General features: G+C 36.2%; 13 protein-coding genes and 1 pseudogene. 7 read left to right on the top strand and 7 right to left on the bottom strand.

Annotated elements, in window-relative coordinates:
* The first annotated feature begins 23 nt into the window (after positions 1-23).
* The 5 genes and pseudogenes from ABWU74_RS00755 to ABWU74_RS00735 all read left to right on the top strand — a co-directional run bounded on the left by ABWU74_RS00755 (position 24) and on the right by ABWU74_RS00735 (position 4,335).
* Positions 24-308: a BolA family protein gene (locus ABWU74_RS00755; protein WP_077188332.1), complete on the top strand. Its 285-nt coding sequence runs from the start codon at positions 24-26 to the stop codon at positions 306-308.
* Positions 309-315: 7 nt separating this feature from the next.
* Positions 316-1,549, top strand: a pseudogene (gene metC / locus ABWU74_RS00750) (cystathionine beta-lyase).
* Positions 1,524-3,071 (top strand): UDP-N-acetylmuramoyl-L-alanyl-D-glutamate--2,6-diaminopimelate ligase, encoded by a 1,548-nt coding sequence (locus tag ABWU74_RS00745; RefSeq protein WP_264329829.1) that lies wholly within the window; start codon positions 1,524-1,526, stop codon positions 3,069-3,071. The pseudogene metC and the gene ABWU74_RS00745 overlap by 26 nt, the downstream one beginning before the upstream one ends.
* A 165-nt stretch (positions 3,072-3,236) precedes the next feature.
* Positions 3,237-4,193 (top strand): IS5 family transposase, encoded by a 957-nt coding sequence (locus tag ABWU74_RS00740; protein WP_338482730.1) that lies wholly within the window; start codon positions 3,237-3,239, stop codon positions 4,191-4,193.
* Positions 4,194-4,200: 7 nt separating this feature from the next.
* Complete coding sequence (locus tag ABWU74_RS00735; RefSeq protein ID WP_256437791.1) at positions 4,201-4,335, top strand: hypothetical protein; 135 nt, start codon at positions 4,201-4,203, stop codon at positions 4,333-4,335.
* Between the two features lie 36 nt (positions 4,336-4,371).
* On the opposite strand, the gene ABWU74_RS00730 is transcribed toward ABWU74_RS00735, so the two are convergent.
* From ABWU74_RS00730 to ABWU74_RS00705, 6 genes are all read right to left on the bottom strand, one after another.
* Positions 4,372-5,103 (bottom strand): ComF family protein, encoded by a 732-nt coding sequence (locus ABWU74_RS00730; protein ID WP_264329435.1) that lies wholly within the window; start codon positions 5,101-5,103, stop codon positions 4,372-4,374.
* 387 nt (positions 5,104-5,490) lie between these two features.
* Positions 5,491-5,691 carry a hypothetical protein gene (locus ABWU74_RS00725; RefSeq protein WP_264705874.1) on the bottom strand — a complete coding sequence of 67 codons (201 nt, stop codon included), beginning with the start codon at positions 5,689-5,691 and terminating at the stop codon, positions 5,491-5,493.
* A gap of 181 nt (positions 5,692-5,872) precedes the next feature.
* Complete coding sequence (gene uvrA, locus ABWU74_RS00720) at positions 5,873-8,668, bottom strand: excinuclease ABC subunit UvrA (protein WP_353289326.1); 2,796 nt, start codon at positions 8,666-8,668, stop codon at positions 5,873-5,875.
* 425 nt (positions 8,669-9,093) lie between these two features.
* Entirely contained in the window at positions 9,094-9,234 is a 141-nt protein-coding gene (locus tag ABWU74_RS00715; RefSeq protein WP_010962923.1) for a hypothetical protein, read from the bottom strand.
* A gap of 50 nt (positions 9,235-9,284) precedes the next feature.
* The gene (locus ABWU74_RS00710; protein ID WP_022626376.1) at positions 9,285-9,797 is read right to left on the bottom strand and encodes a hypothetical protein; all 513 of its coding nucleotides are present in this window, start codon (positions 9,795-9,797) and stop codon (positions 9,285-9,287) included.
* Positions 9,798-9,892: 95 nt separating this feature from the next.
* Positions 9,893-12,970 carry a phosphoribosylformylglycinamidine synthase subunit PurL gene (locus ABWU74_RS00705; RefSeq protein WP_353289325.1) on the bottom strand — a complete coding sequence of 1,026 codons (3,078 nt, stop codon included), beginning with the start codon at positions 12,968-12,970 and terminating at the stop codon, positions 9,893-9,895.
* A gap of 99 nt (positions 12,971-13,069) precedes the next feature.
* Here ABWU74_RS00705 and ABWU74_RS00700 point away from each other — a divergent pair, with 99 nt between their 5' ends.
* Positions 13,070-15,868 carry a WPE palindromic element domain-containing protein gene (locus tag ABWU74_RS00700; RefSeq protein ID WP_264329429.1) on the top strand — a complete coding sequence of 933 codons (2,799 nt, stop codon included), beginning with the start codon at positions 13,070-13,072 and terminating at the stop codon, positions 15,866-15,868.
* The gene (locus ABWU74_RS00695) at positions 15,859-15,993 is read left to right on the top strand and encodes a hypothetical protein (RefSeq protein ID WP_256437677.1); all 135 of its coding nucleotides are present in this window, start codon (positions 15,859-15,861) and stop codon (positions 15,991-15,993) included. The genes ABWU74_RS00700 and ABWU74_RS00695 overlap by 10 nt, the downstream gene beginning before the upstream one ends.
* Here the strand turns inward: ABWU74_RS00695 and ABWU74_RS00690 are convergent.
* Complete coding sequence (locus ABWU74_RS00690) at positions 15,986-16,603, bottom strand: transposase (protein ID WP_353289324.1); 618 nt, start codon at positions 16,601-16,603, stop codon at positions 15,986-15,988. The two genes, ABWU74_RS00695 and ABWU74_RS00690, sit on opposite strands and share 8 nt — an antisense overlap.
* Between the last annotated feature and the right edge of the window lie 21 nt (positions 16,604-16,624).

The following is a 16,624-nucleotide window of genomic DNA, read 5'->3' as shown; positions in this document are numbered from 1 at the left end:
TATTGTTGCTTAAAGAAACCATTATGGATATTATTAAAACAATAGAAGAAAAGATACGCGATTCGATAGATGTAATTGATATCAACATTATCGATGAATCAGCAAAGCATGCTGATCATTATTTTGCTTCATCTTCAACATTACCTTCGCACATTAAATTAATATTAATATCTGACGGCTTTATTGGAATGAGCGTTCTAAAAAGACACAAGTTGATTTATGAGTTATTGAAGGGTGAGATAGAGCTAATACATGCAATTTCTCTTCACTTGTATACGCAAGATGAGTACAATTTAAAAAATAAATAATAAAAATGTGAAGGAAGAGTCTATATTAGTTAAAGCAGGAAGAAAATTTAATGACTATAAAGGTTCCATGAACCCGCCAGTTTATCATTCTTCTACCATATTATTCCCTACTTACAAGGACTACTTAAATGCAGCAAATGGAGAAAGTATATACGATGTAATCAATGATGGTGTTGCAAGGGATTATAGCTACAGTAATGTTGGTACTCCTACTGTTCATTATCTTTCAAATGCACTGGCTGAAATTGAAGGGAGTGGACAAGCGCTTATTTATCCTTCCGGACTATTTGCACTTACTTTTGCTATTCTAACTTTCGCTAAAGCAGGCTCGCACGTTTTAATTCAAGATAATAGTTATTATAGGCTTAGGAGGTTTGCAGAAAATGAGCTACCAAAAAGAGGAACAGAAGTAACTTTTTATGATCCAACACAGGATATAACTGATTTAATTCAGAGTAATACTTCATTGATAATGATCGAGACTCCTGGTTCTGTAACGTTTGAGATTTCGAATATAGAGCATATAGTAAAAGTTGCTAAGGAACATAAAATTGTGACCGTTTGTGACAATTCATGGGCCACTCCTTTGTTATTTAAGCCGCTTGATTATGGAGTTGATGTTGCACTATATGCGGTGACAAAGTATCTAGCCGGTCACTCAGATTTAGTGATGGGAGCTATGGTTGCTGAAGGTGAAACTTTTAAATTGCTTTATGAGAGCTATAAAAATTATGGAGTAACCATTCAATCGCACGACTGCTACCTTGCACATAGGGGACTAAGAACACTGCACACACGTATAAAAAGGCACCAAAATACAGCAATGGAAGTGGCAAAGTGGCTAGAAAAACATTTAAAAATCAAAAAAGTTTTGTACCCAGCACTTCCCTCCCATCCTCAACACGAATTATGGAAAAGTTACTTCAAAGGAGCAAGTAGCGTATTCAGTATAATACTGGATAGAGAATATTCATGTGAAGAACTAAGCTGCATGGTTGATCATATGAAAATTTTTAGTATTGGTGCTTCTTGGGGAGGGTGCGACAGTTTGATATTACCAATAGATCGTAGATCTATGTCAAGATCTGTAATGAATTCAGATTATGGTGGAAGTTTCATGCGGATATTTTGTGGACTAGAAGATTCTGAGGATTTGATCTCTGATTTAAATGCTGCACTAGCAAGACTGCCATGTTTGAATATCAAAGCTGGCAGATGAAACTGAGAGAATTACTGCATAACATTATTGATGTTAACTTTGATATTGAAATCAAGGGCGTTACATGTAATCCCAAGAGAGTCAAGGAAGGTTATCTTTTTGTTTGTGTGTCAGAAAGGAGTAAAGAATACGCAACATGCGATACTGGAATCCATATCCTTCCTACTGAATCACAGTGTTACGTACACAACTGTGTAGACGTTGTGATACAAGGGGCCAAGAAAGATGTCATCCCAGTGCTTGACTACTTGGATCCAGAAAATTTAATTGCAAATGAGCACACTAGGCAATTGTATAATAAAAACTGGATTCCAGTGTCACGCACTGGAATGACAGATACTTCGAGCTTTGCAGTGCTTGAACACCCAAACCCTCAAGAAATATACAGCGAAATAGTCAGCAGGTTTTATCAATTCAAACAGCCCAAATATGTTGCTGCTGTAACTGGTACAAATGGTAAAACTTCAGTAGTAGAATTTTGCCGCCAGATCTGGCAAAACTCTGGCTATAATGCTGCGTCTATTGGAACACTTGGAACATGCATCAATAATGGCAGAAAAGGTAATAGCAACAGCCTTACCACTCCAGGTGCAGAAGACCTTTACGCAACATTGCGTGGTATAAGTGTAGAACACTTAGTGTTGGAATCATCAAGTCATGGGATTGATCAATACAGAATCCATGGATTAAAGTTGAGTGCTGCAGCTTTTACTAATTTCTCGCAAGATCATTTAGATTACCATAAAAGTCTTGGTGGATATTTAGAAACTAAAAAAAGGTTATTTTACGAAGTATTACCAGAAGGAAAAACAGCGATTTTAAATGCGGATATAGATGAATACGGCGCATTGCTTAAAATAGCTGAAAAACGCAGTAATAAAGTTGTGACTTATGGAAAAAAAGGCTCTGATATTACTTTATTAGAGCAAACATCAACCCCTAATGGTCAACATCTTACAGTAAAAATTGATAACCAAATTTACAATACATTTTTCCCAGTTTTAGGAAAATTTCAAGCATATAATCTGCTATGTGCAATTGGTATATCTGGATTAAATTACAGAGAAATATGCGTAGAAAAACTCGTTTCTCCACCAGGAAGAATGGAAAAAGTGAAACCTTTTGCATTCGTGGATTACGCTCATACTCCAAGTGCACTTAAACAAGCCCTATTGTCTTTAAAATGGCATATCAACAAAAAAATAATTCTAGTTTTTGGATGCGGTGGAAATCGCGATCAGACGAAACGTTCAGAAATGGGCAAAATAGCACAAATGTATGCAGATAAAGTAATAATTACAGATGATAATTCGCGTGATGAAGATCCGGCAAAAATTCGCCACGATATTTTGCTACATTGCCCTGATGCACTGGAGATAGGAGGTAGGAGAGAAGCTATAGAGAAAGGCGTAGATATTGCCTATAACGAGGGTATGATTCTGCTAGTTGCAGGAAAGGGAAATGAGAAATTTCAAATTATAGGCAACCAAACTTTTGAATTTAGCGATGTTGAGGTTATTAAAAATCATGCCTTAACATACTGATTTTCGCAATGGGCTTACCTCCGCTAATGTGCGAATATTGAAGCAAAAGTGATGTCATCCCAGTGCTTGACACTGGGATGGCTTTGTTGCATAGCAACTGAAAAAATCTGGTGGCTACTGACAAAATTCATTATAAAATAGCCATTTAACCTTGAAAGAAAAAATATGCCACAAAAAATGAGGGTCAGTAACCATAGCGAATATAACAAATTTCTAGAAAAAAGAGGAAATATTTTTCATTATATCAACGAAGCCATAGAAAAGTGGTACGAGAATGGTCCAAAAATACCAGGTGGCAACAATATTTATAGCGATAAAGTTGTAATTTTGGTGCACATAATAACTTGTTTATTTAGAATAGGCCTGAGGCAAACAGTTGGGTTTATAGCAGGATACCTTGAGCAAATTGGGAAAAATTTGCAAGTTATCAGCTATTCACAATCATCAAGAAGGTTTAAGAAACTCAATATTAAGATCAATGATTGCAGAATTGATAAAAATAATATGGAAGATATCGAAATTGCTATAGACAGTACAGGAATTAGTATATACAACAACACTCCTGGTCATAGCAAAGAAAATAGCGAAGATAGAAAGTATCGCAGCTATGAACAGACAAGAAAATTGCATGTAATGTTGAATACAAACAGCAAAAAAGCCATAGCTGTAAAATACAGTAACGGTGTCTACTCTGATCACTATGGAGCTTGTGATTTGCTAAAAGAAGTCGATTTTCAGTATGTCATAAAAGTACTATATGCAGATAGGGCATATGACAGAGAAAAGCTCTATAAGCTGTGTAATCAATATGGTATAAAAACGAAAATTCCTCCGAAAAACAACGCAGCAGAGCATCCAAAGTTAGACTATATGGCTGAGAGAAATTCTGCAGTCAAGCTCATAAAGTCATATGATGAAGATGGTATAAAGAAGTGGAAAAAAGAGATGAGTTATGGAAAAAGATCTTATATAGAAGGTTTTTTCTCGCGATTAAAAAAGACATTTGGATTTAGTTTTAGGAACAAATCTGAAATGAATCGTGAGAGGGAACTGCTACTCAAATGTTATTTGCTTAACAAATTTACTGAAATAGGCATGGCTAAATTTGAGATAGCTTCATAAATTTATTGTGCGTTACCTACTATCCGAAGAGAGATGCAACAAAGCCATCCCAGTGTCAAGCACTGGGATGACACCCTCCTTGGCAAACAATGTTCGTACAGCTATGTGCGTGACGCTGGCGCTGGAATCTAGAAAAAAATAGATCCAAGTAGTCAAGCTACTTGGATGATACTGACTGCTAATTTTTTATGCAAGAGGTCCAATCATTCACCGTTCTTGCAAGTGATAGCACTCTCACTTCTTTTGCACCGGAGTTTAAAATTTCCTGAGAGCAAGATCTTACAGTTGCTCCGGTTGTTACCACATCATCAACTAATATCACGATTTTATTTTCGATAATTTTCTTGTTGCTTGTTTTAAAAGCCTTCTTTAAATTTTTTTCACGCTGTTTAAGTGAAAGACCAGCTTGAGGCGCAGTATGGCGAAGGCGTTTTATTGCAAATGGCGTATAGGATAAATTGGACAACTTACTCAATTCTTTTGCAAGCAGTGCTGCTTGATTATATTTACGTTTAAACAAGCGCATTTTATGTAACGGTATAGGGATTATGATCTCTGCGTTCTGAAATGTATCCTGATTAGCTTGGTGTATCCACTTTGCATAGATTTTTACGTAATTCAAATTATCAAAAAATTTGAAATTTATAATCATGTTTCTACTATGTTGATCATAAGCAAAAACTGATCTTAATACTTTAAACGGTGGAGGATTGATGATGCACTTACCACACGTATAAATATTGTCTAAGATTACTACGCCACAAACATTGCAGTAATGCTTAGTTAGAAAATTGATTTTTTTGTTACATTCACTACACAGATTAAGATTTTCATCAATGATACACTCGCAACTTACGCATACGTTTGGAAATATGAGATTTGTAGCTTTGTTTAGTAAGAGAAGGTTCACAATTCATTAAATATATTATAAAATTTATATAGTATAGCTAAAGTAACTTGTGCTTACACTCTTTCACTTTTTATTTCATCTCAATATAGTTCAAACTAAGCCACTGCTGAAAAAGCAGAACTTATAACTCAGTAGATAAACGCTGATATTTTTCTGGTTCCTGTATTTCACTCAACTTACTTTGCACTTTGTCACAAGCCCACACAAGTGGCGTTATGATTGACGCGGCAGCCCAAACGATAGCAGCGCAAGCATAACTTACAATCTTGTTAAATACTCTAGCTACTGCATTAGCACAATCTTGCCCAGCACTTAAAATGCATTTGAATGATCAACTAATGACTTTGTACTTGCTTTTAAACAATAGTCCCCTGTTATTTTTGACAATCACTTGACTGGAAAGTATGACAAACATGCCACTATCAAAAATAAAGGTTGCAATATTATGTTGGCTGCTAAAACAGCACCCAGTGTACACAATGAATACACTCCCTCTGCTCTGTGGCCCACGTATTCACATTTATCATTATCTTGATAATACTTGTTATAATTGTCTTTACTCTCAACTCCACAAATTACATCTTTCACAGGTCCTAGCACATTATCAACGTAACGTACAGATTTATAGAAACTATTTTCTGGAACTAGTGTGTTATCTTCTGCTTTCTTAGCAGGTACAACTCCATATTCAACGTACCTTCTAAAGTATCGATATTCTTATCTCCAAATCATAAATATGCAACCTAGCCTAATATAATTAAGAAATAGTTTATAATAAATATGTTTTAAGATGCCTGCCTGTAACACTTTCTGGAATTTTTGCCACTTCTTCTGGAGTTCCAGTAGCAATCACTTCTCCGCCTTTTATTCCTCCCTCTGGTCCGATGTCTATTATATAATCTGCAGTTTTTATAACGTGCAAATTGTGCTCGATAACTATAACAGTGTTTCCCAGATTGACTAATCTATGGAGTATTTTTAGTAAGTTATTTATATCTTCAAAGTGTAATCCAGTTGTTGGCTCATCAAGAATATACAATGTTCTTCCGGTAAATCGTTTTGATAGCTCTTTGGACAGCTTTATTCGTTGTGCTTCACCCCCAGACAACGTTGTTGACGACTGTCCGAGTTTTATATAGCCAAGCCCTACTTCCTGCAAAGAAACCAACTTTTCTTTTACCATTGGAAGGTTTTCAAAAAAATCACAAGCCTGATCTATCGTCATATCAAGCACATCAGAGATTGATTTTTCTTTATAAGTAACTTCCAATGTTTCCCGATTATACCTTCGCCCTTTACATTGCTCACACTTCACATAAACGTCCGGTAGAAAATGCATCTCTATCTTTAAGTGCCCATCACCTTTACAAGCCTCACACCTTCCCCCTCTGGTATTAAATGAAAACCGGCCTATATTATATCCCCTTGCTTTTGACTCTGGAAGACCAGCAAACCAATTTCTTATATGAGTGAACATACCAACATATGTTGCTGGATTTGACGCTGGAGTTCTACCAATTGGCGACTGATCAACTTCTATAACTTTATCTATATATTCAAGGCCTTCTATTCTATCACACCGACCATACCGTGCAGACGAGTGATGTACCTTATGTGCTGAATATTTATATAACGTTTCTATGACTAAACTTGATTTTCCCCCTCCTGATATTCCAGTAACACAAATAAGATTCCCTATAGGAAATTTAACGTTCACATTTTTTAAGTTATTTTCACATGCATTTATTACTTTTATGAACTGAGTTGCTTTCTTTCTTCTCCTTGGAATTAAAATTTTTTTCTCTCCACTCAAATATTGCCCTGTTATGCTCCCTGAATTTCTTTGCACCTGGTCTGGTGTTCCTTCTGCAACAACTTTTCCACCATTTACGCCAGCTCCAGGACCAATATCAATCGCATAATCAGCAGCCATTATTGTATCTTCATCATGCTCAACAACGATTACAGTGTTACCCATGTCTCTTAAGTTTTTTAGTGTGGCAATTAACCGATCATTATCACATTGATGAAGGCCAATCGAGGGTTCATCAAGAACATATAAAACCCCCGTTAATCCTGAGCCAATTTGCGAAGCAAGTCTGATCCTCTGACTCTCACCGCCAGAGAGAGTGCTAGATTCTCGATCAAGCGTTAGGTAATTCAACCCTACATTCTTTAAAAATGTTAGCCTCTTGATTATTTCACTTAGTATTTTATTTGAGATTTGCTTCTGTTGTTCTGTGAGCTTGTCTGGCAAATTTTCAAACCACTTAAGGGATTCATCGATACTAAGCCCTGATATTTCACCTATATGTTTGCTATCAATTTTTACTGTAAGCGCTTCTTTTCTCAATCTATAGCCAGTGCATTCTCTGCAGTGAGTGACAGAGCAATATCGCTCAACAAGTGTTTCATCATAATCCATCTGGTTCTCCAAGATACTGATCAAACCTTGAAATTTATTAGAGCCAAAGAGTATCATATCTTTTACTTCTTGATCTATGTTCTTCCACGGAATATCAAGGTTAAATTTGTAGTTTTCAGCCAGTGATAGAATTGCACTTTTTAGAAATCCATAACCTGTGTGCACTTGGCGGAACATTGATCCCACTGGCTTTAAAGCACCCTCAGATATTGAAAGAGTTTCATCCGGTACTATTAGCTTTATATCAACACTTAGTTTTTTACCAAGCCCATTACACGAACCACATGCACCGTAAGGGCTGTTAAAAGAAAATAATCTTGGTTCTATTTCCTCAAGAGTGAAACCAGACTCGGGGCATGCAAAATTCTCTGAAAAAGTCAGAATTTGACCATTTTTATACTCGGAATTATGGTTGTCAGGTAGGTTTACTATTTCTACATACATTAGACCATTACCAAGTTTTAGTGCGGATTCTATACTACTTGGCAGTCGATTTCCTATATCGCCCAATATTGATATTCTATCTGCAACCACAAAAACGTCGTGTTTCTTGTTCTTATCGAGTTTAGGCAAGTCATCTACATTGTACACTTCACCATCTATTTTGAACCTTACGTAACCTTGTCTTTTAATTTCCAATATCTCTTTAAGATGTTCTCCCTTTCTACCAGGCACAACAGGGGCAAGTATATATATCTTAGTTTCTAAAGGTAACGCAATTATAGTGTCTACAATTTGAGACACCGTTTGTTTTGTTATTGGTAATCCAGTTGCAGGTGAATAAGGAACTCCTATTCGTGCATATACTAAGCGCAAGTAATCGTAAATTTCGGTAACAGTTCCAACTGTTGACCTTGGATTTTTTGAGATCGATTTCTGGTTGATAGATATTGCAGGAGAGAGACCTGTAATCGACTCAACATCTGGTTTATCCTGAATGTTGAGAAATTGACGCGCGTAAGCTGACAGGCTTTCAACGTACCGGCGTTGGCCTTCTGCATAAATCGTATCAAATGCAAGGCTAGACTTGCCAGAACCACTTAGCCCAGTTATAACAACTAGCTTATTTTTCGGTATATTGACGTCTACACCTTGCAGATTATGTTCCCTTGCGCCCTTAACTCTGATAAAATCGTCCATATTATACCATATAACGTATTAACCATTATAGCCTCAAAATACGTGAATTTATAGTGATATATTGATTTTCTATTGATTTTTTCAACTGTTACGGAAAATTAGGCAGCGTTTGATAAATCGTCATTCCGCTACTTGTTAGCGGCTGAGATACCGCGACGGTATGACGGTTAAGTAGGCCAGTGCCCCTATGATGTCATCCCAGTGTCAAGCACATAGCTGTACGAACGTTGTAGTTTAGGAGCAATTCCCACCAGTGGGCCAGTGCCCAGACACTGGTTCTATGCAACTTAATTAAAAACGTTTGTTTTAGCGTAAGACAACTACCTTTAGCTCATCAGCTCAGTTATAAGCAAAATTTCTGGATTCCAGACTGGAATGACACCATTTGCTGTGCAATTTACCTTCAAAAATGAATGTTCGTACAGCTATGTGTCAAGCACTGGGATGACACCATTCTTTTTTCTGGATTCCAGACTGGAATGACACCCCCCTGATAGGCTCAAATCATAATGTTTGTACAGTTGTGGGTTTAGGCTACCTATAAATTCTAAACTGTTGTTACGCACCAAATACACCCCTAGGACCCAAAGTCAGTTTAGCTATATCAGAAAACAGGTTATGTGGAAATCTTAAAATACTTCTTGTTTGCCAAGCAAAATAAATACATTCCTACAAACAAACAGATGCTCAATACTGACGCATAAGAAAACTTAAAAATTAAGTCTCTAGTATATATTGATAGGCATTTACCTGCAGAAAATTTGTATAGTAATCCAACACATACAACGGCACTATCAACCACTGATGCTATAATTAAAGTAATGAAATTTGCCATATGAAAATTCAACTTGGACTTCAATTTTTCAAAAATAATTATGCTTGAGAGAAGAGATACTAAAATTGCAGTATATGAAATCAATATCATCAAATTAAAACTTTGCCATTTAAAAACACAACATAGCGCTGTACACACTATTAAGTTGTACGTAGCTTTGCTTCTGCCATAAAATTCAACCATTGAATTTACAACTAAAGCAGCTCCCACAAATAAGGCAGCACATATCATCAATTTATTTGAAGTGTTGAGTAAAGAAAGACTGATAAACAGGAGTATCGATAAAATAGACATAATTACCTACCCAAAATTAATAACATACATTCATTCTAAATAAACATTACATATAGTAAAAGAGTTATTTAGCATAATAAGAAAAATATTTTATATTAGCATGCCACATCTTTCAGATCTACTTTTAAAACATCCTTTATGTTTAGCACCTTTTTCTCTGTTACTTTGCCAATACATGAATAAACTGCACCTTCAAACAATTCTTCAAACCTCTTCTGATTTTGTGGTGCAATAGTAACCAAAATTCTACTTTGCGATTCAGAAAACATTATTATCTTGTTTATTATGTCTGTATTTTGTATTTTTCCTATTGGCACTAGTGAAAGATCGATTTCAGCACCAAGGTCTCCTGCAATTAGCGATTTTGCCAGAGCAATAACTAATCCGCCTAAGTTTGGTGCAATTGCAGAGGCAATTATGCCATCTTTTATTGCCTGGTTGTAACGCTCATACAACTTCCTAGCGCTCTTTGCATCAACTTTTGGTACGTTGTTATTACCTATTCCACTATATAACTGATATTCAGATCTACCAAGTTCATCAAGTGTTTCTCCAAGCACATATATCAAGTCCCCTGGCATTTTTACATCAAGCGATACCGCATTTTCAATATTTTCTATAATTCCAATTGCTGAGATGAGTAATGAAGGTGGTGCAGAGATTATCACTTTCTCGCCATTTTCATCATATCCCTTGAAGTCATTGAACATACTGTCTTTTCCGGATATGAATGGTGTTTTAAATGCAGTTGCGAAGTCGTAACAAGCCTCTGCAGCTTTCTTTAGTTGCCACAACCTTTCTGGATTATAAGCATCACACCAACAAAAATTGTCGAGCAACGCTAGATGATTTATATTTCCTCCTGCGGCTACATAGTTGCGTATCGCGGTGTCAATTGCACATGCTGCCATGTGGTAGGTGTCAATTTCTCCATAACTTGAGCCAAATCCTTGCGATTTTACAACACCTTTATTTGAAGAAAGGATTGGCCTTGAAACAATAGCTTCACTGCACACTCTTCCCTTGCCCTGCAGTGGTTTCAGCACTGACGACCCTTGAACCTCATGGTCATATTGCACCACTATGAACTCTTTGCTGCAAATGTTTGGTCTGCTCAGCATTTCTTTTAGTTCAATTGCTAAAGAAGGCGAACTTGTTGTCATTCCAGCGCATAGCGCTGGAAGCCCCTTAGACCACGGTTTCGTCTGTAAATGCACTTTGGGATTACCATCATGCAGAAATTCAGTTTCGATGTCCATTATTACTGTCCCTTCAGGACATTTAACAACAGCTTTACCACTCTCATTAAACTCTCCAATCACACAAACCTCCACATCATGTTTTTTCATGATTTGCTTAAACATAGGGAGATTTTCTTCTGGCACTGCTAAGGTCATTCTCTCTTGTGATTCTGATATCCATATTTCCCACTGAGCCATACCATCGTTTTTAAGGAGAACCTTGCTCAAATCAACTTCAAATCCGTCTTTTCCCATTTCACCAATAGACGACGACAGCCCACCTGCTCCGTTATCCGTTATTGCATTATAAAGATCAAGATCTCTTGCTTTTATGACGGCATTGGATAATTTTTTTTGTGTTATAGGGTCACCAATTTGCACAATTGTTGAAGGGCTATTTCCCGATAAAGCCTCTGAAGAGAACGTTGCACCGTGAATTCCATCTCTTCCAACTCTTCCGCCAATAATTACAATCTTATCGCCATTTTTTGGTCCTTTAATGTGTGAAGGTGCATTATTTATATTGCGTGGAATAATTCCAATGCTTCCGACAAAAACTAATGGCTTGCCACAAAATCTATCATCGAAATATACCGATCCAAGTTGTGTTGGAATACCAGAGCAATTACCAGCAACATTAACACCGTGAATCACTTCTTTCATTATATATTTTGGCGGTAAGATCTCATCAGTGCGCTCTTTATCCCTATAAAATTTGCCTTTTGCTTCTTTGGCAAAGCAAAAGTAATAGGTATTCATTATAGGCTCTGCGCCTTTCCCGAAACCCACTATATCGCGATTAACTCCAAGCACTCCGGTCATTGCTCCACCAAATGGATCAAGAGCTGAAGGGCTATTGTGAGTTTCAACTTTATCTACAATCAAGTAATCGTCATCAAAAATTATTCCTCCTGCGTTGTCGGAGAAAACTGACACGCATATATCAGAATTTATCTCACGCGTTGCACGCTTAATATAATGAGCATATAGACCGTCTTTTATTTCATCAATAGGGGAGCAAAAAATATTGTGTTTACAATGTTCAGACCAAGTCTGTGCCAGAGACTCAAGTTCAATATCATATGGATTTCTACCAAGTTTTTTAAAGTAATCCTTTATAGCTTTCATTGCTGCCAGCGAGAGCCCTAAAGTGCCATTACCATCGATTCCATCTCTGCTGATTTTCTCAAGTTCTTGGTCACTTACATTTAAATCAACAGATTTAGCCCCATTACTACTTGATATCACTCCAGTGCTCTCTTTTGTCATCCCAGTGCTTGACACTGGGATCCATTCTTTTTTTTCCTGGTCACGCGCTGGAATGACACCGGAGTGGGTATTTAATGACTTATATTTACCATAATATTTCCAGCTATAGTTATTATTTTCTTTACAGATAAGTGTGCAATACTCAGTGATGGGGTTGAACTCTTGTTTTATATCATCTTCGGTTGGTAAATCTCCTTGACTTAGAATCAATTTTGAACTTCTTGCTTTGATCTCAATTGGTGTCATTCCAGCGCGTGACGCTGGAATCTGCGTTTTCTCTTTCTGGATCCCAGTGTCAAGCACTGGGATGACAAAAGAAGGGGCTGGGATGACAGGCTGGTCGATATAGCCTTTGCTTATTAAATACTCTCTAACAATTTGTTTCACTGTGTTGCCTACATTATCGGTCATGCCAGGTAGGAAGCTTATTTCCAAGCCCCACTTTGCTTGTGGTTCTATGAAATCATACGGAACTTCTTCAAGGTTTTCATTGTAGGAATAATAACGGCAGTCTTGTATGACTTTATTATAAAATAGCCCGCAAATTTCTTCATATAATTTGGATGGTAATCCTTTGCGTATGTAAATCGAGTAAACGTTGACTAACCATCTGCGGCCAATTTGCTCGCATTTATTTAAAACTTCTATTCTAATGTTTGCCATGTAATGTTATAAAAAATTTTAATATATAATAGCATACAAGCACGTTTATATTTTGAATAATTTCTATACAATAAAATATTGTATTAATTGTTACTGTTAGTGGGAAGAGTTTTTACCGTTAATGTGGATGAATCTCTTTTTGATGTGCTGGTTCAGCACATATTTTCTGAATATGAAAGAGAAAAAATTCCTGAAGTAAAAATCATACTTCCTTGCAAGAGGGATGTGATAGCGCTGCTGAGTGCATTCAAGAATCATAACGCTAAAAAATGCATAATTTTGCCAGAGATAGTTTCGCTAGAGAATATTGATGAGGAAGATTTAATATTAAATCTTGATAGGGTTAAAGTTATCAAGCCAACAAAAAGGACACTGCTACTCATTCAATTCATATTAGAGTGGAATAGAAAAAATAATGATAATTTTCCAATTGATTTAGCTTATAGCCTGCCATCACTGCTTGATAAAATTCAATCTACCCAAACAACGGATTGTTATCAATTTGATGAACATTCAAAAAAAATAGAGAATTTCATAAGCTTACTCACTGAGACTTGGAGTAAAACTTTAAAAGATTTAGAAGTAGTAGATATATTAAAACATAAGAGTGATTACATAAACAATATGATAATCTCTTTACAAAAAGACCAATATATAATCTTTGTTGGAATTGGAAAGGATAAGTCGTTAATTAGGGCTATATATGATCTGCCATTTGGAAAAATAATTTTGCCTAACTTGAATTTGAAAATTAAAGAGAAAGACTGGAAATCGCTTGATAAAAAACATTATCAATATTGCCTGAAAGATCTGCTCGATTATTTAAAAGTGGATAGAAGGGATGTTAGTTTTCTGCCAGAAGCGTGTTCTCCAGTGCCCAGACACTGGGATCCAGAAAACTTAACTTTAAATGAGCGCACCAGGTGGCTGTATAATGAAAACTGGATCCCAGTGTCAGCTACTTGGATGACAGAAGAAAGGGCTGGGATAACAGGAAGTCCTGAGGAATATCTAGATTACGTCTTTGATACAACTGCCGATCTAAGCAAAGTTAGTAGTGGACATGTTGGCAATATTGAAGTCATCACTTGTGATTCCAGAGAGGAAGAAGCACAAGTGACATCATTAATTATAGAAAATGAAGGTTATGAAAACATTTCTTTGGTCGTCTTTGATAAATTACTTGCAGCTCGTATAGCATGTTTATCAAGGCAACACAGTGCCATACCGGAAAATTACCCTTATATAACGCTTCTGCTTTATAGTATCGAAGTTTTGACCTCAAATTGGAGCAGTGTGTCATTACTTTCGCTCCTTAAACATAGGCTAGTGACTTTTGGTTACACTCAAGAAGAGTACACTCGGATTTTATCTGAATTTGAAATAGAGATATTACGCAACTTTAGTACAAATGGTCTGAGTGATATTATAAATGCTATCAATGCCCATAAAAAGCTAAAATACAAAGAAGATATATTACTTATTATCAGTAAGTTAGAGGTTATATTTAATCCTTTACTTCGTTCTATAAATTGCTCTATTTTCGATGTGGTAGCAACTCATTTGCAGTGTATTAATATATTATCTGGTATAAATTTTTCAGAGCTAAATAGTGAAATAGGTAATTTTACCTGTAATTTCTCAAATGCATGTGAGGGTGTAGGAATTAAATGCTCCTTAGAGTTATATAGCCAAATTCTGACCTTATTTTTAGAGAAAGAGTTTTTCTTTGTAGCAAGTGACTTGAATAAATTCAGCTTATATCACAACAAAGTTGTAATACTTGCTGGATTTAATGAAGCGCCAAGCTTTCAAAGTCCGCTTTTGAATGCACTTACGAGAGAAAAATTTAATCTTCCTTCTGCGCAAGAAGAGCAGGGGTATTTTTTTTATACTTTACACAATTTGTTTTGTGCAAGTAAGGTTTATATTACAAGATCGCTAAGCCATAGAAAGCCAATTCTATTGCAGCGTTTGGAAATTCTACTCAAGGAGGGGAAGCAGCCGTATCGTGATTGGCTAAGGATATTAAATACGCCTGAATGTACTGTTCCATGTACTCAGCCTATGCCAAAACCTCAAACCGAAGTTAGAAAAGAAAAAATGCAGGTGATGTCTTGCAGTGCAATAGAAAAGCTAATTCGTAATCCTTATTCATTTTACGTTGAATATATACTGGGTCTTAAACAATTAAGAGACTTGAATTTCAAGCCATCGATATTGGAATTTGGCACTATGGTACACAACATTCTTGCAAGATATTTACGCAACAAAAAATCGCCAATGAGCATTGCACGAAAAGCATTCTCGACTAGTCAGTTTAATTTTTCAAATATGTGGTGGGTAAGACTGCAAAGGATAATTCAATCTTTTGTCGAATTTGATGAAACTCGAAGCAATTATGTTGAGTTGGAAAAGAACTTTTCCTGTCCGATATTTCATATTCCAGCGCGTGACACTGGTTCTTGTGATCAGTATGAAACTGCTTGGATGACAAATAAGCCACAAGAAATTTCACTGATAGCAAGATGTGATAGAGTTGAGTATCTACCAAGTGGGCAAGTGGCAATTATAGACTATAAGCTTGGTACACCACCTTCCAATGAAGAAGTAATGTCGGGATTTTTTCCGCAATTAATTTTACAAGCCTTAGCGGTAGAACATATAACAAAAAGAGAAGTCTCAGAACTTGCTTATTGGAAACTTGATTATGATAAAATAAAAGTTATTTCTATACAAAATTATAGATACAAAATGCAAGAATTAAAAAATGATCTGCCTGGTTTTTTATCTAACTATTTAAGTAATTCCACACCCTTTATTGCCTCTCCATATTTTGATAAATTCCTGAGATTTAACAGCTATAAACAGCTAGAAAGGGTAGGAGAGTGGTTGTAAATGGTGTCATCCGAGTACCTGACACTGGTTTCCATCCAAAAGGGTGTCATCCCAGTGCCCAGACACTGGGATGGCTTTGTTGCATCACACTTTATGAGATGGTGATTTATGGTAAATTCATGTAACTATCTCAAATTTAGCCATACCAATATCAGTGAACTTATTGAGCAAATAGCATTTAACAAGTAGTTCCTTCTCTCTATTTGTCTCAGATTTATTCCTAAAACTAAATCCGAATATTTGCTTTAATCTTGAGAAAAACCCTTCAATATAAGATCTTTTCCCATAATTTACTTCTTTTTTCCATTCTTTCATGCCATCTTCACCGTATAATTTTATTAACCTAATAGCAGCATTCCTGTCAGACATATAATCTATTTCTGGATGTTCTGCCGCATTGTTTATTGGTGGAATTTTTGTCTTTATATCATATTCGTTACACAACTTATAAAACTTGTGCCTATCACATGCTCTATCTGCATATAGTGCTTTTATGGCATGCTGAAAATCAACTTCTTTTAGCAAATCACAAGCTCCATAGTGATCAGAGTAGACACCGTTACTGTATTTTACAGCTATGGCTTTTTTGTTGTTTATATTCAACATTACGTGCAATTTTCTCGTTTGCTCATAGCCACGATATTTTCTGTCAGTGCTATTTTCCTTGCTGTGACCAGGAGTGTTGTTGTATATACTAATTCCTGTACTGTCTATAGCAATTTCGATATCTTCCATATTAGAGGTTGTCCGGAAACA

Origin of the sequence: Wolbachia endosymbiont (group A) of Paraperithous gnathaulax (assembly GCF_964028485.1) — a bacterium.
Classification (GTDB): Bacteria; Pseudomonadota; Alphaproteobacteria; order Rickettsiales; family Anaplasmataceae; genus Wolbachia; species Wolbachia pipientis.
Note: the sequence above shows the minus strand (reverse complement) of the source record. Positions and strands in the feature narration are given on the sequence as shown.

Bases quoted from the DNA above. Each gene is read 5' to 3' on its own strand.
- ABWU74_RS00710 (WP_022626376.1), bottom strand. From the start codon at position 9,797: ATGTCTATTTTATCGATACTCCTGTTTATCAGTCTTTCTTTACTCAAC.
- ABWU74_RS00755 (WP_077188332.1), top strand. From the start codon at position 24: ATGGATATTATTAAAACAATAGAAGAAAAGATACGCGATTCGATAGAT.
- ABWU74_RS00705 (WP_353289325.1), bottom strand. From the start codon at position 12,970: ATGGCAAACATTAGAATAGAAGTTTTAAATAAATGCGAGCAAATTGGC.
- ABWU74_RS00740 (WP_338482730.1), top strand. From the start codon at position 3,237: ATGCCACAAAAAATGAGGGTCAGTAACCATAGCGAATATAACAAATTT.
- uvrA (WP_353289326.1), bottom strand. From the start codon at position 8,668: ATGGACGATTTTATCAGAGTTAAGGGCGCAAGGGAACATAATCTGCAA.
- ABWU74_RS00690 (WP_353289324.1), bottom strand. From the start codon at position 16,603: ATGGAAGATATCGAAATTGCTATAGACAGTACAGGAATTAGTATATAC.
- ABWU74_RS00745 (WP_264329829.1), top strand. From the start codon at position 1,524: ATGAAACTGAGAGAATTACTGCATAACATTATTGATGTTAACTTTGAT.